The organism is Nocardioides albertanoniae, assembly GCF_006716315.1.
Taxonomy (GTDB): domain Bacteria; phylum Actinomycetota; class Actinomycetes; order Propionibacteriales; family Nocardioidaceae; genus Nocardioides; species Nocardioides albertanoniae.
Genome location: NZ_VFOV01000001.1, coordinates 4334229 through 4353751, shown reverse-complemented (window position 1 = coordinate 4353751; position 19523 = coordinate 4334229). Strand labels below are relative to the sequence as shown.

Sequence of the window (19523 nt, the reverse complement as noted above, 5' to 3'; positions counted from 1 at the left end):
ACCGTCGTCTAGGGCTCCACGTCGTCGTGAACGACGACGCGGGAGAGCTCGACGGTGCCGTCGGGGCACTTCCAGAAGTGCAGCCGCCGCGCACTGGGCGTGTGGATCTGCATGGAGACGCGGTAGCAGACCGCGCCGTCGGGGCGTGACTGCGGCGCGGCGTTGCCTCCCGACGACGTACGCAGCTGGTGGAGCTCACGGCCGGCCGCATGCTCGGCGAGCCCGGTGAGCACCTCCATGACGACGTCGGCGATCTTGTCGACGGCGATGCCCTCGAGCGCGTCGACGCTGTCGAGGAACCGCTCACCGATCGCGAAGTCGGGCAGCGGGCGGATGGCCTGCTCGCCGACCGGGATCCGTCGTGCCCAGGCGGCTTCGACGAGATGACGGAAGCCGCGCTCGCGGTCGGCGAAGACGGGCAGGGTGACCTCGGCCGGGGCGGTGCGCTGCTTGGCCCGGCGCAGCTGGGAACGCATCCGGGCCAGCTCGGCGTCGCGGGTCTCGACCTGCCGGGCCGCGCGGGCCAGATCCTTGGCGAACTGGACGCGTTCGTTGCGCAGCCCGGAGACCTGGTCACGCAGGTCGGCCAGCTCGGCCTCGAGATGCGCCTTCTCGGCCTTGATCGCGGTCACCTGCAGCGACATCGACTGCACCGCCGCCTTCTTCGCGGGAGCGGGCGATGCCGCAGCCGCCGGCTCCGGAGCCGGCGCGGGTGAGGCCACCGCCGTCGGCGGAATCGCCCGGACAGACCCACCCTTCCTGCGCGGCATCATCGCCGGGCTGGGAGCCGTCGGTCTCCGCGCGGGCGGCGGAGCCAGCTCGGCCGGAGCGACCGGCTCCGGAGCCTCCACAGGCTCCCCAGATCGCCCAGATTCCCCAGAGTCTCCAGTCTCACCATGCTCGACAGTCGGCGCCGGAGCATCTGGATCGAGCCACGGCGGCCCACCGACGTAGAGAGCGAGCGCCTCTCGCGCATGGTCGTGCTCGCCGACGCCGCGCAGCGAGAGCCGCCACCGCGGCCCCGCGGCCACGACACGGGCGAGCACGACCTCGCCGGGCGTGAGGAGGGCCCGAAGGTCGTCGTTGGGGTCATCGGTGACCTCCGATCGGAAGAGCTCGACGGTGACGTCGGGATGAAGGCGCAGGTCGGCGGAGCCGGCGAGCACGGAACGCACCTCGGCAGGGACCACATCGCCGGCGACGTACGCCTTCAGCGCGTCCTCCGCGGTGGGCCGCGTCTCGCGGATGTCGAGCCAGCGCGACTTCTTCTCGAGCACGCCGTCGACGAGCATGCCCGGTGTCAGCACGCGCTCGATCGCCACGCCCGCCTGCGCGAGCTGGGGCGGGATCGAGGCCATGTCGCCCGAGCCGAGATCGACCAGCGCCCGCTCGCTCATGATCGAGACGATCGTGCCGGAGCGGCGCTCGCGGGTGGCGGCGGTGCGGGCGCTGTCGAAGAGCCCGGCCGCAGCGGCCATGTCGAGCGCGTCGTCGACCAGCTGGGCGGTGAGCTTGCGGCCCTCCGCCTTGCTCCAGGCGAAGCGCAGCGGCGCCTGCTTCAGGTCGGTGTTCCACCCCAGGCCGATCGGGTAGACGCGCCCGGCGCCGCCGTAGACCTGCGTGCCGGGCGTCATCTTGTTGGAGAACGCCCAGGTGTGGCCGCCGGTGGTGACCAGGTAGAGGTCGGCCAGGTCGCCGATCTCGGCCGCGATCCTCGCCACGTCGGCATAGGGCTCGGCATGGCCGGACGCGACCGTCACCACCACCGTGGGCTTCGTGCGCCCCTCACCGTTGAGCAGGGCCGCCAGTGCTTCGGCCTCCGAGGTGTTCGTGACGCGCTTGATCGCAGACATACCCCTCCTTTCTCAAGAACTTACAGCGAACGGAAAGCGGACCTACGCCGACGACCTGGGCAGTGACGTCAGACTGAAGTCACGTCAATGTCGTAGTTCCGCCAGGTGGCAGCAGTAGGTCCGTGGTGGCGATATGACATCTCCGAGCCATTGCCTCCAGGGGTATCGGTGTGCCTGTGGTATATGGCCTCCCCGGAAGTGTCGGTGGGCCGGTGTACGATCGCGGCGCCTGCGAGAGCTACGTTCGAACCACCCGATTTCTCCCCTTATGCCTCATTCCTCCATGCCGGCCGTCGCCGAGATCCTGCGCCTGCGGGCTCCGTTGAGCCTGCCGGTCCTGCGCGCCGCGCTGAAGGGCAAGCGAGTACTGCTGACCGAGGACGAGCTGCTCTCGATCCTCGGCTCGGGCGGGTTCGTCGAGGGGCCTCCGGGGCAGTGGAGCCTGGCTCCTTCGGGGTCTGCGGCGCCGGCATCTCCTGTGTCCGCGGGGGCTGCGGGGGCTTCGGGGGCTGCGGTGCGGTTCAACCAGGCGAGCCTGGCGTCTCGTGCGGGAGTCGCGGGTGACGTACTCGTCAGGGTGCTGGAGTCCTTGGTGACCGACCACCCCGAGGTCAACTGGGGTGCCCTGCGCGACCGGCTCGAGTCCGGCGCCGACGTCGCGGTCTCCGACCGCACGCTTGGACTGCTGGAAGAGGGCGTACGCCGCTTCGAGGTCGCCCGCCTGCGCGTCGAGAAGCAGGAGGCCGAGGCGCGTGCCAAGGAGTCCGAGCGTCGCCGCGAGCTGCAGCAGATGGCCGAGAGCGAGGTCGCGATGCTGCGGGCCGAGCTCGACGACGAGCGCCGCCGGGCGCACGACGCGGCGATCGAACGCGACCGGCTGCGCCAGGAGGCCGAGAAGCTGGTCGCGCTCAAGGAGCAGGAGGCCACCGGATGGGTCGCCACCGCGGGCGGCGGCTGGATGCTCGACCTCGGGGCGCCGGAGACGTTCGGCGAGGAGAAGCTCCGCCAGGCGCTCGGCCAGCTCGAGTCGGCCCTGGTCGTGCTCAACGTGAACATCGGGGCAAGCGAGCTCGAGGCGGTCGTGGTGCACCCGGGCGGCGTCGCCGTCATCGAGCAGCACGACATCCCGTCGACCGCCGGCGTCGTCTCGGTGCCCGCCTCGGGCGACGCGTCGGTCGACGAGCGCCCCCTGGAGGTCGCCGACCCGCGCGGTGAGGTGCTCGCCGCCGTACGTCTCCTCCAGAAGACCGCGTCCCTCGACCTCGCCTATCTGCCCGTGCTCGCCTTCCAGGGCCCCGCCGACGCCGAAGGTGAGGACGTGCTCGTCTGTCTCACCGCCGAGGTCGACCTCGCCGTCGACGACATGCTCCACTCCCAGTCCGCCCGAGTCTCCGCCGACGACGCCCTCGCCCTCCTCGGCAAGCTCGGCGTCCCCGACCTCCCCCAACCTCCCACCGGCTTCTGACCCCTCGCCGAGAAGTCACTCCTGCAGGGTGAGAAGTCAGTCGTGCAGGTCGAGTGGGCATCGCGGTGCCCACTCGACCTGCAGAGGTGACGCTTCGACCTGCACGAGTGACCTCTCGACCCGGGAGGGGAGGGGAGTCAGAGAAGGCCGGCGGCGCGGGCGGGTTCGGTGTAGGCGGTGGCCAGGCTGGGCACGGTCTCGTGGGCGTTGAGGCCGGACGGGTTGGGCACGACCCAGAGCTCGGAGCCGGCGAGCGGCTCGCGTTGGAGACCCTGCTTGGCTTTCGGGCGGTTGAACGCAGCTCGGTACGCGGTGATGCCGGCGATCGCCACGACGGCCGGTTTCCTGTGCATGACCAGGGAGAACAGCTCGGCGCCGCCGTCCTTGAGCTCGGTCGAGGTGAGCTCGGAGGCCTTGGCGGTGGCGCGCCGGACGATGTTGGTGAAGCCGATCCCGTGCGAGCGGAAGTAGTCGCGGTCGGCGTCGGTCATCCCGGCGGCCGCGTCGACGGGGCGGCTGATGATGCCGGCCCGGTAGATGGCGGGGTAGAACCGGTTGCCCGGGTGCGCGAAGTGGGTCTGGGTCGCCGCGGTCCACAGGCCCGGGTTGATACCGACGAAGAGGAGCCGCAGGGGCTGGTCGTCGGGAGGGAGAAGGTCGGGCACCGAGACGCCGTAATAGGTCTGGAGCTCGGTCTGGGTGAAGCGGGCCACGGCCCGATCCTTCCATCTCCGCGGGTCCGAACTTCTGCGGGCCCGCCTGTCGGGGTGCAACGACCGGGTGCCGTGGGGAGTATGTGAACTATGCACCCCACGCGTCTTCTCCCACTCCCGATCGCCTTCGTCGCGGCGGCGCTCCTGGTCACGGCGTGCGGCACCTCCGATGAGGCGAGCGACGCCGGCCAGAGCGCATCACCGCATGCGTCGGCCTCGCCCACCCCGTCCGAGACCGCGCCTGAGCCCTCCGCGACGCCGCCGTCCTCGTCCGGCACCGCGAAGCCGAAACCCCAGCCGGAGCCGTCACGTCCTCCGGGCGCGCAGAAGTCGGTGCGTGGCCTGGTCTCCGCCGGAGGCGCGGCCAAGGGGCCGTTGGACAAGGCCGCGACCCCGCTCGCGGACGCTGCTGCGATCAAGAAGTACGCCGCGACCCTCGCCACCTCGCTCCGGGCCCCCTTCACCACCGAGGCGACACGGCTGCTCGAGCACGTCCCGGCCGGCGAGAGGCTCTATGCGCAGACGGTCTTCGACGGCTGCGAGTCTCCAGAGCCCGCGACCATCACCGCTCGCGGGTCGGGCAACGACGTGGTGCTCGACGTCCAGCAGCCGAAGGGCACCACGACCCAGTGCCTGGTCGCCGAGCGATCGGTCGCGTTGCTCAGTGTCGATCAGGGCGTCGGCTAACGTTCCCCGCGTGGCGGAGCCGTGGAACACCTTTGTCGAGGGAGACAACCTCGACGTACTCCAGGTCTTCGCAGCCGCCGAGCAGACGTTCGACCTGATCTATATCGACCCTCCCTACAACACCGGCAGCCTCTTCGCCTACCACGATGACCGGCGTGGGGACGACGGCCGGCGCGACGGTCGCCACGAGGCCTGGGTCGCGATGATGCGGCCGCGGTTGGAGGCGGCGCGGGCGGTCATGTCCGAGCGTGCGGCGATCTATGTCTCCATCGACGACAACGAGGCCGCCTACCTCAAGATCTTGATGGACGAGGTCTTCGGCGAGCGCAACCGGCTCGCGCAGATCGTGGTCAACCTCAACCCGAAGGGGCGCCAGCTCGGCAACGGCTTCGCGACGTCCCACGAGTACCTGCTCGTCTACGCCGCGGATGCGCGCACGTGCGCGCTCGAGTCGAGCATCCCCGAGGCCGTCAACGACCAGGACTTCCCGCTGGTCACCGACGACGGGCGCCACTACCGGCGACTGCCGCTGCGCAACACCAACAAGAAGTTCAACCCGGCGACCGCCAAGTCGCTGCACTTCCCGCTCTGGGGAGACCCGGAGACCGGCGAGGTACGCATCGAGCCCTTCGACCACGGGCAGGAGATCTGGCCGGTCTTCGGTGACGGTCGTCCGGCCGTCTGGCGGTGGAGCGCCCCGCTGATCGAGGCTCGTCCCGAGGATCTGATGTGCCGTCGCGTACGCGGCAAGCTGGGGGAGCGGGTCGACGTCTATCAGCGCGACTGGCTCTCCCGAGACGCATCGGGCGACGCTCGCCGCAAGAAGCTCACCACCATCTGGCTGACCGAGGAGATCGGCTCGACCGACTCTGCCGTCGCAGAGATGAAATCCCTGGTCGGGCCGCTGTTCGAGTCGCCGAAGCCGACCGGTCTCGTCCGGCGGATCCTGGCCACGATGCCGTCCGACGTGCGGGTGCTCGACTTCTTCGCCGGGTCCGGCACCACCGGCCACGCGGTCGCTCTGGCCAACGTGGAGGACGGCGGGCGGCGTACGTGCTGGTCGGTTCAGATCGCTGAGCCGACGCGGCCGGGGTCGAACGCGGCGAGGGCTGAGCTGGCCTACGTCTCCGACATCACCCGTGCGCGGCTGGCTGCGGTCGTCGCCGCTCACGGTAACGGCGACGCCGCCGAGCTCGCCGAGTGCGACCTGGGTGAACTTCTTGCAACATCTGGTAATCCTGTTACACGAGGCGTGTAAAACGCGGCAGGGTGTGGCCCGCCCGTACACACCTCTCACCTCGGGGAGACCCCCATGAAAATGCGTGGCCTGTTCATCCTTGCCTGCGGCGCACTCGTGCCGCTCACGATTCCGGCGGCAGCGCACGCCGAGTCCTACTCCCAGTCGCTCTCGACCGCCATCGGCGACCTCTCGGTGGCGGCCGAGGATCGCACGGGCTACGACCGCGACCTCTTCGAGCACTGGATCGACGCCGACGGCGACGGGTGCAACACCCGCAACGAGGTGCTCATCGAGGAGGCCGACGACGCCCCGACCGTCGGCTCCGGCTGCTCGCTGTCGGGCGGTCGTTGGTACTCCTACTACGACGGAGCCTCCTGGACCGCCACCGGCGACATCGACATCGACCACATGGTGCCGCTCGCCGAGGCGTGGGACTCCGGCGCCAAGTCGTGGTCGTCGACCGAGCGCCGCGACTACGCCAACGACCTCGGCTTCTACGGCTCCCTCGTCGGCGTCACCGACAACGTGAACCAGACGAAGTCCGACGCCGACCCGGCCGAGTGGATGCCCGATCGCGAGAAGTGCCGCTACCTCAAGGAGTACGTCTCGGTGAAGATCCGCTGGGGCCTCTCCGTCGACAACACCGAGAAGTCGGCCCTCACCGACCTCACCTCCACCAACGGCTGCGGCGACCAAGCCGTCTCGGTGACCCTCGCCCGCTGATCGTTTTTCTTCTCAGCCGAGAAGTCACTCCTGCAGGTCGAAGAGTCACCTCTGCAGGTCGAGAAGTCACTTGTGCAGGTCGAGTGGGCTGCACGATGCCCACTCGACCTGCGGGAGTGACTCTTCGACTGAGGGGTCGAGAAGTCACTCCTGCACGCCGAGACGGCAGTCAATGCCATCTCGACCTGCAGAAGTGACCTCTCGACCTGCAGGGGTGACCTTTCGGCCTGCGTACGAGACCTCTCGACCTGCAGGAGTGACGTCTCGACCTGCGAGGTTGACGTCTCGGCGCGAGTTTGGTCGATAGGATCGGGGCATGCGCATTCCTGCTCCGCGGCTGACACGCGAGCAGCTGGATTCCGACGTACGTCGTCGGTTGGCGCGGCTGAAGTCGAAGAGGTGGCATGTGCTGCAGGCCGCGTTGGCGGCGGGAGCGGCATGGTTCATCGCGGCGGGGCTGTTCGGTCACGTGCAACCGGTCTTCGCGCCGATCGCGGCGGTGGTGAGCCTGGGCACGTCCTACGGGCAACGGCTGCGGCGGGTGACCGAGGTGACCATCGGGGTGGCGCTCGGGGTCTTCCTCGGCGACATCGTCGTGCAGATCATCGGCGAGGGCGGCTGGCAGATGGTCCTGGTGGTGGCGGTGGCCATGTCGGTGGGCATCTTCATCTCCTCCGGGCAGGTCTTCCGCAACCAGGCGGCCGTGCAGTCGATCTTCGTGATGGGGCTGCTGCCGACGCCGGGCGCGGCGTTCACGCGCTGGACCGACGCACTGATCGGTGGCGCGGTCGCCCTGCTCGCCGCCTCGATCGTGCCTGCCGCACCACTGCGCCGCCCCGGCGAGCAGTCCGCCGTGGTCGCCCGCAAGATCGCCTCGCTGCTGCGCGCGGCCGGACAGGTGATGCTCGACGCCGACGCTGTCCACGGGCTCAAGGTGCTCGCCGACGCGCGCGCGACCGACCCGCTGATCCGCGAGCTCCAGGACGCCTCCAACGAGGGGATGTCGGTGCTCGCCATCTCCCCGTTCCGGTTCCGACATCGGCCCCACGTGCATCGCATGGCCGAGCTCGTCGAGCCGCTCGACCGCGCGCTTCGCAGCACCCGGGTGCTGGTCCGACAGGCGGCGGTCGCGGCCTACCGCGGCGACGTGGTGCCGGAGTCCTACTACCAGCTCGCCTTCGGCCTCGCCGATGCCGTCGACGTCGTCGAGACCGAGCTCGCCGACGGAGGCTCCTCGGACGGCCTGGCCGAGCAGGCACGGTCGGTGCTGTTGACGGTCGCCGAGCACACGGCCCGGGTGGAGCGTACGGACCTGCTCAACGCCGAGGTCATCCTCGTGCAGCTGCGCTCGATCATCGTCGACCTGCTCGGCGTCACCGGGATGGGCCAGTTCGAGGCCACCGACGCGCTGCCGCCGCTGCCGCGGTGAATGCTGAGCGACCCTAGAGCGACCCGCGCAGATCACGTACGACCGAGTCCACGACCGCGACGAGGTCGCCGCCGGTGGACGAGGCGATGGCGCGTTGTCGCTGGTAGGAGGCACCTTTGTCGATGATGTCGCGCACCCCGGCGAGCTCCTTCTCGCAGCCGAGCCGCGCGGCCACCGGCTCCAGGCGCAGCAGCAGGTCGGCCAGGTCGTCGGTGACCAGCCGCTCCTCGGAGGCGTCGTTGAGGATCACGATCGCGTCCAGGCCGTAGCGCGCGGCACGCCACTTGTTCTCCTGCACGTGCCAGGCCGGCATCGTGGCCACCGGCTCGCCGGCGGCGATCCGAGCGTCGAGGTCGACGCAGAGGCAGTGGGCCAGCGCGGCGATCGCGGCCAGCTCCTGGAGCGTCGAGACGCCGTCGCAGATCCGGTTCTCGATCGTGCCGATCTTGGGCGAGGGGCGGATGTCCCAGCGGATCTCGCTGATGTCGTCGATCACACCAGTGGTCGTCTGGTCGGAGACGTACGCCTCGAACTCCTCCCACGTCGTGAACTGGAACGGCAGCCCGGCGGTCGGCAGCTGCTGGAACATCAGCGCCCGGTTGGACGCATAGCCCGTGTCGAGCCCGGCCCAGATCGGCGAGGAGGCCGAGAGCGCCTGAAAGTGCGGGTAGTAGGTGAGCAGCCCGTTGAGCACCGGCAGGATGCGGTCGCGCTCGGGGAGGCCGACATGCACGTGCACGCCCCAGATCAGCATCTGCCGGCCCCACCACTGGGTGCGGTCGATGAGCTCGGCGTAGCGGTGTCCCGCGGTCAGCTCCTGGGTCGTCCAGGACGCGAACGGATGGGTGCCGGCGCCGAAGAGATCGACGCCGAGGTCGTCGCCTGCGGCAGCGACACCGGTGGTCGTCTCACGCACCTGGTCGATGGCCTCCTCCACCGTCTCGCACACCCCGGTCACCACCTCGACGGTGTTGCGAAGCAGCTCCCGATGGATCCGTTCGGGGTGCGGAACCCGTGCCTTCGCCCGCGCGAAGAGGTGGTCGGCGACGTTGACGAGATCACGTGTGCGTCGATCGACGAGCGCGAGCTCCCACTCGAGGCCGAGGGTCGGCCGAGGGGAGGGATGGAAGTCGATCCGCATAGGAGAAAGCGTTCCTTGGCCGGGCGTGTTTGTCGAGCATCGTGAATGCCTGTCGATGACCGACCTGATGGCATTCTTTGCCCGTGGATGCGCGTGAGGTGAACCTGACTCTCGATTTCTGCCTCCGCATCGGCGATCTCCTGATGTCGACCGGTGCCGGAGCCGCTGACGTGACCGCCACGATGCGGTCCCTCGCCCAGCATCTGGGCTTACGTGGTGCCGACATCGACGTCACCTACACCAGCCTGTCGATGACCTATCAGGCCGACCCGGAAGCGATCCCGGTCCACACCACCCGCCAGGTGAAGAACCGGACGACCGACTACGACCACCTGACCGCCGTCGACCACCTGGTGCGCAAGGTCGTCGCCGACGAGATCGACCTCCAGGGCGCCCGGATCGAGCTGGGCCGCATCATCTCCGGCGGCCACCGTCGCCCCCGGTGGGCGGTCACGCTCGGCATCGCGTTGATGGCGGGCACCATCACGATCTACCTCGGTGGTGACCTCCGTGTCGCCGTCCTCGCGTTCATCTCCGGCGGCTCGATCGACCAGCTGCAGCTGTTCATGTCGCGCCGCTGGGAGCTGCCGGCGTTCTACCTGCAGGTCGCCGGCGCCGGGGTGGCCACCCTGATCGCGGTCGTCGCCGCGATGCTGCCGTTGGACCTCGACGTCTCCAACTCGATCACCGCCAACATCACCGTGATGCTGGCAGGCATCGCGTTCATGGGTGCCCTTCAAGACGCCTTGACGGGGTTCCACGTCACTGCCAGCGCCCGGATCATGGAGGCGCTGGTCTCCACGGCCGGCATCATCGCCGGCGTCACCGGGGGTCTGGTGTTCGCGTCGGCCATCGGCGTACAGCTCGAGGCGTCGGTCTCGACCGGCGGCACCACGCTGCAGTCGATCACGGTCTCGGTCGTGGGCGGTGCGCTCGCCACGGCGGCCTTCGCCTACTCGGCCTACGCCCCCACCCGCACCCTGATCCCGGTCGCCATCATCGCCGGCATCGCGGTGGCCATCTCGGTGCTGGTGCCCGGCGACGTCGGCCGCACCTGGCGGGTCGCGGTGGCCTCGGTGTTCGTCGGTCTGGTGGCCTACGCGGTCGCCTCCCGGCTGAAGGTGCCGCCGCTGGTCATCGTGGTCTCCGGGGCGGTGCCCTTCCTGCCCGGCTACTCCATCTACCGCGGTCTCTCCATGCTCGCGCAGGAGACGCCATCGACCACCTCGGTCGGCCTGGTCGCGCTCTTCACGGCCGCATCGGTCTCGCTGGCCCTGGCCTCCGGCGTGATCCTGGGTGAATACATCGCCCAGCCGCTGCACCGGCAGGCCTGGCGCATCGAGACACGGCTCGCCGGTCCGCGACTGGTGGGTCCGTTGCGACGAGACGGCGGTTCGACCGGGGCATCGGGCAAGAGCACCCAGACCTAGCGGTGACCAACCGCCCGGTCATCGCCCGGGTCGGTGCAGGCTCAGTGCCTCGAACCAGCGCTCAGGGGTCGCGTCGTACGGTGCCTGGCCCTCCTTGACCGCGAGGTAGACGCGTTCGGCGGACTCCTCGGTCATCGAGATGATCTCCGGCGGGTACGAGTATTCGAGCTGGTGCTGCTCGAACTCGTCCTCGTCGTCGACGTAGACGGCGCCGTCGAACTTCTTGACCACGTCGAGGTCGAGGTCGATGCACGTGACGGTCGTGTCCTGCCACTGCGGCGGGGTGCACATGTCGACATATATCTGCGAGCTCACCCGGTCGTTGGGCCGGTTGAACGCGGGGAAGTGGGCGGCGTCGTGGTGGGGCACCAGAGTGACGGACTCCCAGTCGGCGACCCAACCGCGCCCGGGGCGGGCGAACTCGGTGCCGATCGGGTGGCCGAGCCACTCGCCGTGCTCGTCCTCGCCGAGGTAGAGGCCCGTGAAGGACCAATGAGGCCGGCCACCCCACTTCGTGAACTCGACACGAACAGGGTGACCGGCCTCGAAGCGCATGGCGCTCAGCCTAACGAGAAGGGCAGGATCAGCCGTTCTTCTTCGGTAGGACGTACTTCGCACCCATCGCGATGAGGTCCTGGTAACGCGAGCCGGTGAACTTGCCGAAGTTGTGGATCACGTGGGCGTCGAGGCCGACCAGCACCCGGGCCTGCTTGCGCTCGATGCCCTTGATGATGATCTCGGCGGCCCGCTCCGGCTCCATCTTGGCGAGCTTCTCGTCGAAGAACTTCGCGGTCGCGGCCTGGTCGTCCTTGGCCGAGACCCGGGCGCTGCGGGCGACCGCCGTCTTGATGCCGCCGGGGTGGACCGAGGTGATGCCGACCTTGTGGCCGTCGATCAGCATCTCCTCGCGCAGCGCCTCGGTGAAGCCGCGCACGGCGTACTTCGCGGCGTTGTAGAACGCCTGGTCGGGCATCGAGACGAGGCCGAACAGCGAGGAGATGTTGACGATGTGTGCGTCGCCCGACTCGATCAGGGCCGGGAGGAAGAGCTTCGTGCCGTGCACGACGCCCCACCAGTCGATGCCGATGATCCAGTCGATGTCCTTCCAGTCCAGGTCGTTGACGCGACCCGACAGCGCGACGCCGGCGTTGTTGATGACCACGTTGACCTGGCCGAAGTGGGCGATGACGTCGGAGGCGTACGTCGTGAAGGCCTCGCGGTCGGCCACGTCGAGCTTGTCCTGCTTGAGCTCGCGGGCCCCGGCCTGCTTGGCGAGGTCGACGGTCTCGGCCAGCCCGGTCTCGTCGACGTCGGAGAGGGCGAGGCGGGAGCCGCGGCCGGCGAAGTTGAGCGCGAGGGCGCGGCCGATGCCGGAGCCGGCTCCGGTGATCACGACCACCTTGTCGTCGAAGGACTTCATGCGGAAACACTCTCCTGGGTCTTGTCGGCCTGCTGGCCGTTGGCGGCGGTGACGACGTACTTGTCGACGTCGAACGTGCTGGTCAGGTGGCGGAACAGGAACGTGAAGCTCGGCCACAGCGTGGTGTTGCGGCCGTGCTCGTCGAGATACCACGACGCGCAGCCGCCCTGGGACCACACCGACGGCCCCATCTTGCGCTGCAGGTCGTCGTTCCACGCGGAGGTGGCGTCCTCGGTGGGTTCGACGGTGGCGTACGCGTTCGTACGCATCGTCCGGATCGCGTCGCGGATGTAGGCCACCTGGGACTCGATGATGAAGACCATCGAGGAGTGGCCCAGGCCGGTGTTGGGCCCGACCACGAAGAACAGGTTGGGGAACTCGGGGATCGTGGTGCCCTTGTAGGCGCTCATCCCGGTCTCGGCGAACCGCTCGCTCATCGTGCGGCCCTTGCTGCCGACGACGCTGTGGGCGATCGGCAGGTCGGTGGTGTAGAAGCCGGTGGCGACCACGAGCACGTCGATCTCGCGCTCGGTGCCGTCCTTGGCCACGATCGAGCTGCCGGTCACCTTGGCGATGCCGTCGGTGATCAGGTCGACGTTGTCGGCGTCGAGGGCGGGGTAGTAGCGGTTGGAGATCAGGATGCGCTTGCAGCCGATCTCGTAGTCGGGCGTCACCTTGCGGCGCAGCTCGGGGTCCTTGATCCCACGGCGGATGTTGAGCTTGGCCATCGCCTTGGCCGGAGCGGCGAGCTTCGGCTTCCATGCGAACGCGGGGACGTACGCCTCGCGGCCCCAGTAGATCGCGGTGCGGGCCAGCTTCTGGACGCCGGGGATGTGTCGGAAGGCGAGCTTCTCGGCCTTGGTGTAGCGGTGCTCGTTGCGCGGGATCACCCACGGCGCGGTGCGCTGGTAGACGTCGAGGTGGGCGACGCGCTCCTGCAGCTCCGGGACGATCTGGATCGAGCTCGCGCCGGTGCCGATCACCGCGACCCGCTTGCCGGTGAGGTCGGCGTCGTGGTTCCACTTCGCGGAGTGGAAGATCTCGCCCTGGAAGTCCTCGATGCCCTCGATCTCGGGCAGTCGCGGCTCGCTGAGGGCGCCGGGGCCGGCGATGACGGTGGTCGCCGCGTACGTCTTCTTCCCGGCCTTGCCCTCCGTCTCGACGAGCCAGCGCTGCTGGGTCTCGTCCCAGGTCGCGGAGGTCATCGCGGTGTCGAAGACGAAGCGGTCGAGGGTGCCGGAGCCTTCGGCGACACCTCTGATGTACGCCTCGATCTCCGGCTGGGGCGAGAAGCTCATCGACCAGTCGGGGTTGAGGGCGAAGGAGTAGCTGTAGAGCTGGCTGGGGACGTCGCAGGCAGCGCCGGGGTAGGTGTTGTCGCGCCAGGTGCCGCCGACGCCGGAGCCCTTCTCGATGACGACGAAGTCGCGCTCGCCGTCTTCCTCGAGCTTGATCGCCGCGCACAGGCCGCCGAAGCCGGCACCGACGATCAGGTGGTCGACATGGGTGTGGTCAGCAGTGGTCATACTTCGAGTATGGCTTGCCTATTGAACGAGTGTCAATAGAATGGATGGCATGAGCCAACGGACGAGACTCACGCCCGAGCAGCGCCGCGAGCAGCTGCTCGACCTCGGCGTACGCCTCTTCGCCACCCATTCGCTCGACGAGCTCTCGATCGACGTCGTGGCCCGCGAGGCCGGCATCTCGCGCGGGCTGCTCTATCACTACTTCGGCGACAAGGTCGCCTTCCGTGAAGCGGTCGTACGCCGCGCCGCGGCCGACCTTGTCGCCCAGACCGCGCCGCCGGCTACGGGGGATGCGGCCGAGCGCCTGCTGGCGTCGATGACCGCTTATGTGGACTTCGTCGACGCCAACTACGAGGGCTACGTCTCGATGGTCCGCGGCGCCGCGAGCGACCCGGTCCTGCGGAAGATCTACGACGAGGCGTTCGGTGCACTCGGGGGCCGGATCTTCGACGCGGGAGCCGACTTCGTCACCGACTCCCCGGCGGCGCGACTGCTCGTCCGAGGGTGGCAGGCGATGTCGGAGGAGCTCGTGCTGTCGTGGAAGACCGACCCCGCGGGGCTGTCTCGTGAGGAGCTGCTGAGCATCCTGGCGGGCTCTTTGCTGACGCTGCTGGAGATGCTCGAGCAGGGGTAACACGCTGTTCGTAGGACTATCCGGTCGTTCAGAACGACCGGATAGTCCGTGTAACAGCGTGTTACACCCCGCCGGAGGGGTCAGGCCGACACGGCGGCCTCGAGCTGGTCGAGAGCCCAGTGGAGGTCGTCCTCGTCGATGACCAGGGGCGGGGCGAGGCGGATGGTGGAGCCGTGGGTGTCCTTGGCGAGCACGCCGCGGGCGAGCAGGCGCTCGCAGATCTCGCGCCCGGTGCCGACAGCCGGGTCGATGTCGACGCCTGCCCACAGGCCGCGGGTGCGGAAGTCGACGATGCCGTTGCCGACCATCGCCTTCAGCCGGGCGTGCAGCACCTGGCCGAGCGCTTCGGCGCGGGCCTGGAACTCGCCGGTCTCGAGCAGGTCGATGACCGCGGTGCCGACGGCGCAGGCGAGCGGGTTGCCGCCGAAGGTCGAACCGTGCTGGCCAGGCCCGATCACGTCGAGCACGTCGCGGTCGGCGACGACCGCCGAGACCGGGACGATGCCGCCGCCGAGCGCCTTGCCGAGGATGTACATGTCCGGCTTCACGCCGGCGTGGTCGCAGGCGAAGGTGTAGCCGGTGCGGCCGAGGCCGGCCTGGATCTCGTCGGCGGCGAAGAGCACGTTCTCGCGGGTGCACAGCTCGCGCAGACCCGGCAGGAACTCGTCGCCGGGGATGACGACGCCGGACTCACCCTGGATGGGCTCGACCAGCACGGCCACCGTGTTGGGGGTGATGGCGGCCTCGATGGCGGCGAGGTCGGCGTACGGGACCATCACGAAGCCGGGGGCGAACGGGCCGAAGCCGTCGCGGGCGTCGGCGTCGTCGGAGAAGCCGACGACCGTGGTGGTGCGGCCGTGGAAGTTGCCGGCCATCACGATGATCTCGGCCTGCTCGGCGGGCACGCCCTTGACGTCGTAGCCCCACTTGCGGGCCACCTTGATCGCGGTCTCGACCGCCTCGGCGCCGGTGTTCATCGGCAGCACCATGTCCTTGCCGCACATCGCGGCCAGCCGCTCGGTGAACTCGGCGAACTGGTCGTGCACGAACGCGCGCGAGGTCAGGGTGACCTTGTCGAGCTGCTCACGGGCCGCGGCCAGCAGGCCGGGGTGGCCGTGGCCGAAGTTGAGCGCGCTGTATCCGGCCAGCATGTCGAGGCAACGGCGGCCGTCGACGTCGGTGACCCAGGCGCCCTCGGCGTGGGAGATCACGACCTCGAGGGGGTGGTAGTTGTGCGCGGAGTGCGCCTCGGCGGCCGCGAACGCGGTGGGGGTCAGGCTGGTCGCGGCGGTGTCCGGGGCTTCGTTCAGCAGGGTCATCGCACTCCTCCATCTCGTGGTGCTGGTTCGGGGTGGTGGATCAAGATCATCTGATTGTCAGACAATCATGCAAAGCGTACGCCGTGTTGGGCTGCCGACGCCACAGGTCGAGGACCATCGGTGCGGTCTCACGCCGTGATGTCTCTGTGATTTGTCTCTGTCGCGGGCGGACTCGTAACCTTGGGAAGTCGTGGCTCCTGCCGCGTCCTGCTGTGTACGACCCTGGGTGGTCGGCCACACGGTCAGGGGCGCAGATCCGGATGGTCACGGTGGCCTCATCAAGATGGTCCACCGTGGGGCAAGCCGGGCAGTGTTCGTCAGAGGCCACGAGAGCAACATCCCGCTGCATGCATCCGCTGGGCGGGCACAACGAACTACTAAGAAGGCACACGTGCGTACTTACGCTCCCAAGCCGGGCGACATCGAGCGCGCCTGGCTCGTGATCGACGCGACCGACGTCCGTCTCGGCCGCCTCGCGGTCCAGACCGCTGAGCTCCTCCGCGGCAAGCACAAGGCGATCTTCGCGCCCAACGCGGACACCGGCGACTTCGTCATCGTCATCAACGCCGAGAAGGTCTCCCTCTCCGGCAACAAGAAGACCACCAAGCTGGCCTACCGCCACTCCGGTTACCCGGGCGGTCTGACGGCCACCCCGATCGGTGAGATCCTCGAGAAGGACGCTCGCAAGGCGATCGAGACCGCGGTCTGGGGCATGCTGCCGAAGAACAAGCTCGGTCGGCAGATGCTCAAGAAGCTGAAGGTCTACTCCGGCCCTGAGCACCCGCACACCGCGCAGCAGGCCGTCCCGTTCGAGATCAAGCAGATCGCCCAGTGAGCCAGGACCAGAACATGACTGAGAACACCGCAGAGGTCGAAGAGACCTTCCAGACCGACGAGCAGGGCCTCGCCTACACCTCCGAGAGCGCCGCTTCCGCCGACACTCCCGAGCGCCCGGCGACCATCGCCCCGGCTGCCGCCACCGGCCGCCGCAAGGAGTCCGTCGCCCGCGTCCGGATCGTCCCGGGCACCGGCGAGTGGACCATCAACGGTCGCACGATCGAGGACTACTTCCCCAACAAGCTGCACCAGCAGATCGCGAACGAGCCGTTCGCCGCGCTGCAGCTCGAGGGCCGCTTCGACGTGATCGCCCGCATCGACGGCGGCGGCATCGCCGGCCAGGCCGGCGCGCTGCGTCTCGGCGTGGCCCGCTCGCTCAACGCCGTTGACGAGGAGTCCAACCGCCCGACCCTGAAGAAGGCCGGTCTGCTCACCCGCGACGCCCGCGTCGTCGAGCGTAAGAAGGCTGGTCTCAAGAAGGCCCGCAAGGCCTCGCAGTTCAGCAAGCGCTGATTGGCTGACAGAGCCTCTTATTGTGTTGGGGTGCCTCGCAACGAGGCACCCCAACCTCTTTTTCGGGCGGGGGCCGACGTACGAAAGAAGGTCACAGGGACGTGGCACGCCTTTTCGGCACTGACGGTGTTCGCGGTCTCGCGAACGGCGAGGTCCTCACCGCCTCGCTCGCCCAGAACCTGGCGGCATCTGCCGCACTGGTCCTGACAGAGGAGCTACGTGGCTCTGGCACCGGCCGCAAGCCGCTGGCCGTCGTCGGCAACGACTCCCGCATCTCGGGGCAGTTCCTGCAGGCCACGGTCGCTGGTGGCCTGGCCTCGGCCGGCTGCGACGTGATCGACGTCGGTGTGCTGCCGACCCCGGGCGTCGCCCACCTCACCGCGGCCCTCGGAGCCGACCTCGGCGTGGTCATCTCGGCCTCGCACAACCCGATGCCCGACAACGGCATCAAGTTCCTCCAGCGTGGGGGGCACAAGCTCGACGACGTGCTCGAGGACCGGATCGAGGCTCACCTCGAGGAGTCCTGGGACCGTCCGACAGGCGCGTCCGTCGGCCGCATCTCGGCCCATGAGAACCCCGTCGAGACGTACGCAGCCCACCTGATCTCCACGCTCGACCGGCAGCTCGACGGGCTGACCGTCGTGGTCGACTGCGCCAACGGTGCGGCCGCCGCCGCAGGCCCGCTGGCGCTGGAGCGGGCCGGGGCGAGAGTCATCGCGATCAACGACTCCAACGACGGCCTCTCGATCAACGACGGCGTCGGCTCGACCCACCCGGAGATGCTGCAGAAGGCCGTGCTCGAGCACGGCGCCGACGTCGGTTTCGCCTGGGACGGCGACGCCGACCGCTGCCTCGCCGTCGACGGCGACGGCAACCTGGTCGACGGTGACCAGCTCATCGCGATCCTCGCCCTCGGCCTCCACGACGCCGGCCGGCTCCCGTCCAAGACCGTGGTCGTCACCGTGATGAGCAACCTCGGCTTCGTCAAGGCGATGGCCGGCGCCGGCCTCGAGGTCAAGCAGACCGCCGTAGGCGACCGCTACGTGCTCGAGGAGATGCGCCGCGGCGGCTACGCCATCGGCGGCGAGCAGTCGGGCCACATCATCATGAGCGACCACGCCACCACCGGCGACGGCATCCTCACCGCCCTCCACGTCCTGCAGCGGATGACCCTCACCGGACGCACCCTGACCGACCTGGCCTCCGTCGTCACCCGGCTTCCGCAGGTGCTGCTCAACGTCAAGGGCGTCGACAAGACCCGCTGCAAGACCGACGACGGGCTCCTCGAGGCCGTCGCCGCTGAGGAGGCCGCTCTCGCCGGCTCCGGCCGCGTGCTGCTGCGCCCCTCCGGCACCGAGAACCTCGTACGCGTCATGGTCGAGGCCCCCACGCACGAAGGCGCCGAGGCCTGCGCCGAGCGGCTCGCCGACGTGGTCCGGGCGCGGCTCGCGCTCTGATCGTTCGTCACTCTGGCCCCATGAATACCCGTTCGACCGGGTATTCATGGACTTGACGGGCACTGAAACACCCTTCAAGTCCAGGGATACCCGGTCGACCGGGTATCCCTGGGACGCCCGCCCGACCTCAGATCTTCCGCAACCTCACATACCGCACCGAGTGGTCGCGGTCCTTGCGGAGCACGAGGGTGGCGCGGGAGCGGGTCGGGAGGACGTTCTCGCGGAGGTTGGGGCCGTTGATCTCGTTCCAGATCTCGGTGGCTCGGGTGATGGCCTCGTCGTGGCTCAGGGCCGCGTACTTCGTGAAGTAGGACGACGGGTCGCGGAAGGCCGTCTCGCGCAGGCGCAGGAAGCGGTCGACGTACCACTGCTTGATGTCTCGCGAGCCGGCGTCGACGTAGACGGAGAAGTCGAAGAAGTCGGAGAGGGCCAGCGAGATGGTGCCGTCGGCGCGCACCCGGGAGGGCTGGAGGACGTTGAGACCCTCCAGGATGACGATGTCGGGCTTCTTGACGACCACGCTCTGGTCGGTGACGTCGTAGGTCAGGTGGGAGTAGGTCGGGGCGTGCACCTCGTCCTCGCCGGACTTGAGGTCGACCAGGAAGCGGAGCAGCGCCTTGCGGTCGTAGGACTCCGGGAACCCTTTGCGGTCCATCAGCCCGCGTCGCTCGAGTTCGGCGTTGGGGTAGAGGAATCCGTCGGTGGTGACGAGCGCGACGTTGGGGTGCTCGGGCCAGTGGGCGAGCATCTGCTGGAGCACACGGGCGGTGGTCGACTTGCCGACGGCCACGGATCCGGCGACGCCGATGACGAAGGGCGTACGCGCGGGCATGGTCTTGCCGAGGAACAGCTCCTGCTGGTCGTGGAGCCTGTCGGAGGCGCTGACGTAGAGGCTGAGCAGCCTGCTCAGCGGCAGGTAGACCTCCTCGACCTCGTTGAGGTCGATCTGGTCGCCGAGGCCACGCAACGACTCGATCTCGGTCTCGGTCAGCGGGCTCTCGGTCTCCGTGGCGAGCTCCGCCCACGCGCTTCGATCGAGCTCGACGTAGGGCGAGGAGCCGCGGTCGTCGCCGTGTGGCCCGGGGTGTGACATGGCAACGATTGTTACGCACATCCACCGCCGCTTCCTGATGGGG

18 protein-coding genes are annotated in these 19523 nt (G+C 69.0%); 10 read left to right on the top strand and 8 right to left on the bottom strand.

Annotated elements, in window-relative coordinates; all coding sequences use genetic code 11:
* Positions 1-8: 8 nt before the first annotated feature.
* The gene (locus tag FB381_RS20845) at positions 9-1853 is read right to left on the bottom strand and encodes a hypothetical protein (RefSeq protein WP_141782052.1); all 1845 of its coding nucleotides are present in this window, start codon (positions 1851-1853) and stop codon (positions 9-11) included.
* Between the two features lie 283 nt (positions 1854-2136).
* Between FB381_RS20845 and FB381_RS20840 the strand changes: the two genes are divergently transcribed.
* On the top strand, positions 2137-3318 hold the full coding sequence (locus tag FB381_RS20840) for a hypothetical protein (RefSeq protein WP_170225253.1): 1182 nt from the start codon (positions 2137-2139) through the stop codon (positions 3316-3318).
* A 137-nt stretch (positions 3319-3455) separates the two neighbouring features.
* Here FB381_RS20840 and FB381_RS20835 read toward each other — a convergent pair whose 3' ends face one another.
* A complete protein-coding gene (locus FB381_RS20835; protein ID WP_141782050.1) occupies positions 3456-4031 on the bottom strand; it encodes a mismatch-specific DNA-glycosylase in 576 nt (191 codons plus the stop codon).
* 90 nt (positions 4032-4121) lie between these two features.
* On the opposite strand from FB381_RS20835, the gene FB381_RS20830 reads away from it, so the two are divergent.
* The 4 genes from FB381_RS20830 to FB381_RS20815 all read left to right on the top strand — a co-directional run bounded on the left by FB381_RS20830 (position 4122) and on the right by FB381_RS20815 (position 8110).
* Complete coding sequence (locus FB381_RS20830) at positions 4122-4718, top strand: hypothetical protein (protein ID WP_141782049.1); 597 nt, start codon at positions 4122-4124, stop codon at positions 4716-4718.
* 10 nt (positions 4719-4728) lie between these two features.
* Positions 4729-5976 (top strand): site-specific DNA-methyltransferase, encoded by a 1248-nt coding sequence (locus FB381_RS20825; protein WP_141782048.1) that lies wholly within the window; start codon positions 4729-4731, stop codon positions 5974-5976.
* Positions 5977-6030: 54 nt separating this feature from the next.
* A complete protein-coding gene (locus FB381_RS20820; RefSeq protein WP_141782047.1) occupies positions 6031-6681 on the top strand; it encodes an HNH endonuclease family protein in 651 nt (216 codons plus the stop codon).
* Positions 6682-6997: 316 nt separating this feature from the next.
* Positions 6998-8110 (top strand): FUSC family protein, encoded by a 1113-nt coding sequence (locus FB381_RS20815; protein WP_141782046.1) that lies wholly within the window; start codon positions 6998-7000, stop codon positions 8108-8110.
* A gap of 13 nt (positions 8111-8123) precedes the next feature.
* Here FB381_RS20815 and FB381_RS20810 read toward each other — a convergent pair whose 3' ends face one another.
* Complete coding sequence (locus FB381_RS20810; protein WP_141782045.1) at positions 8124-9251, bottom strand: glutamate--cysteine ligase; 1128 nt, start codon at positions 9249-9251, stop codon at positions 8124-8126.
* Positions 9252-9334: 83 nt separating this feature from the next.
* Between FB381_RS20810 and FB381_RS20805 the strand changes: the two genes are divergently transcribed.
* Entirely contained in the window at positions 9335-10681 is a 1347-nt protein-coding gene (locus FB381_RS20805) for a threonine/serine exporter family protein (RefSeq protein ID WP_246088238.1), read from the top strand.
* An 18-nt stretch (positions 10682-10699) separates the two neighbouring features.
* On the opposite strand, the gene FB381_RS20800 is transcribed toward FB381_RS20805, so the two are convergent.
* Genes FB381_RS20800 through FB381_RS20790 form a run of 3 tightly spaced genes read right to left on the bottom strand, consistent with a single transcriptional unit; the run spans position 10700 to position 13627 of the window.
* Positions 10700-11236: a ribonuclease FAU-1 family protein gene (locus FB381_RS20800; protein WP_141782044.1), complete on the bottom strand. Its 537-nt coding sequence runs from the start codon at positions 11234-11236 to the stop codon at positions 10700-10702.
* Between the two features lie 28 nt (positions 11237-11264).
* Positions 11265-12101: an SDR family NAD(P)-dependent oxidoreductase gene (locus FB381_RS20795; protein WP_141782043.1), complete on the bottom strand. Its 837-nt coding sequence runs from the start codon at positions 12099-12101 to the stop codon at positions 11265-11267.
* Entirely contained in the window at positions 12098-13627 is a 1530-nt protein-coding gene (locus FB381_RS20790) for a flavin-containing monooxygenase (RefSeq protein WP_141782042.1), read from the bottom strand. The genes FB381_RS20795 and FB381_RS20790 overlap by 4 nt, the downstream gene beginning before the upstream one ends.
* A 49-nt stretch (positions 13628-13676) precedes the next feature.
* Here FB381_RS20790 and FB381_RS20785 point away from each other — a divergent pair, with 49 nt between their 5' ends.
* The gene (locus tag FB381_RS20785) at positions 13677-14261 is read left to right on the top strand and encodes a TetR/AcrR family transcriptional regulator (RefSeq protein WP_246088237.1); all 585 of its coding nucleotides are present in this window, start codon (positions 13677-13679) and stop codon (positions 14259-14261) included.
* An 80-nt stretch (positions 14262-14341) separates the two neighbouring features.
* Here the strand turns inward: FB381_RS20785 and rocD are convergent, their stop codons facing one another.
* Entirely contained in the window at positions 14342-15580 is a 1239-nt protein-coding gene (rocD, locus tag FB381_RS20780) for an ornithine--oxo-acid transaminase (RefSeq protein ID WP_246088236.1), read from the bottom strand.
* Between the two features lie 391 nt (positions 15581-15971).
* Between rocD and rplM the strand changes: the two genes are divergently transcribed.
* From rplM to glmM, 3 genes are all read left to right on the top strand, one after another.
* The gene (rplM, locus tag FB381_RS20775; protein ID WP_141782040.1) at positions 15972-16415 is read left to right on the top strand and encodes a 50S ribosomal protein L13; all 444 of its coding nucleotides are present in this window, start codon (positions 15972-15974) and stop codon (positions 16413-16415) included.
* Between the two features lie 14 nt (positions 16416-16429).
* Positions 16430-16930 (top strand): 30S ribosomal protein S9, encoded by a 501-nt coding sequence (rpsI, locus tag FB381_RS20770; protein WP_141782039.1) that lies wholly within the window; start codon positions 16430-16432, stop codon positions 16928-16930.
* A 101-nt stretch (positions 16931-17031) separates the two neighbouring features.
* A complete protein-coding gene (glmM, locus tag FB381_RS20765) occupies positions 17032-18387 on the top strand; it encodes a phosphoglucosamine mutase (protein ID WP_141782038.1) in 1356 nt (451 codons plus the stop codon).
* Positions 18388-18514: 127 nt separating this feature from the next.
* Here the strand turns inward: glmM and coaA are convergent, their stop codons facing one another.
* Positions 18515-19480: a type I pantothenate kinase gene (coaA, locus tag FB381_RS20760; RefSeq protein ID WP_141782037.1), complete on the bottom strand. Its 966-nt coding sequence runs from the start codon at positions 19478-19480 to the stop codon at positions 18515-18517.
* Between the last annotated feature and the right edge of the window lie 43 nt (positions 19481-19523).

Coding starts and splice junctions, on each gene's coding strand:
- FB381_RS20830 (WP_141782049.1), top strand. CDS start 4,122: ATGCACCCCACGCGTCTTCTCCCACTCCCGATCGCCTTCGTCGCGGCG.
- FB381_RS20790 (WP_141782042.1), bottom strand. CDS start 13,627: ATGACCACTGCTGACCACACCCATGTCGACCACCTGATCGTCGGTGCC.
- FB381_RS20815 (WP_141782046.1), top strand. CDS start 6,998: ATGCGCATTCCTGCTCCGCGGCTGACACGCGAGCAGCTGGATTCCGAC.
- FB381_RS20800 (WP_141782044.1), bottom strand. CDS start 11,236: ATGCGCTTCGAGGCCGGTCACCCTGTTCGTGTCGAGTTCACGAAGTGG.
- FB381_RS20795 (WP_141782043.1), bottom strand. CDS start 12,101: ATGAAGTCCTTCGACGACAAGGTGGTCGTGATCACCGGAGCCGGCTCC.
- FB381_RS20810 (WP_141782045.1), bottom strand. CDS start 9,251: ATGCGGATCGACTTCCATCCCTCCCCTCGGCCGACCCTCGGCCTCGAG.
- coaA (WP_141782037.1), bottom strand. CDS start 19,480: ATGTCACACCCCGGGCCACACGGCGACGACCGCGGCTCCTCGCCCTAC.
- FB381_RS20785 (WP_246088237.1), top strand. CDS start 13,677: ATGAGCCAACGGACGAGACTCACGCCCGAGCAGCGCCGCGAGCAGCTG.
- rpsI (WP_141782039.1), top strand. CDS start 16,430: ATGACTGAGAACACCGCAGAGGTCGAAGAGACCTTCCAGACCGACGAG.
- FB381_RS20820 (WP_141782047.1), top strand. CDS start 6,031: ATGAAAATGCGTGGCCTGTTCATCCTTGCCTGCGGCGCACTCGTGCCG.
- FB381_RS20845 (WP_141782052.1), bottom strand. CDS start 1,853: ATGTCTGCGATCAAGCGCGTCACGAACACCTCGGAGGCCGAAGCACTG.
- rocD (WP_246088236.1), bottom strand. CDS start 15,580: ATGACCCTGCTGAACGAAGCCCCGGACACCGCCGCGACCAGCCTGACC.
- FB381_RS20840 (WP_170225253.1), top strand. CDS start 2,137: ATGCCGGCCGTCGCCGAGATCCTGCGCCTGCGGGCTCCGTTGAGCCTG.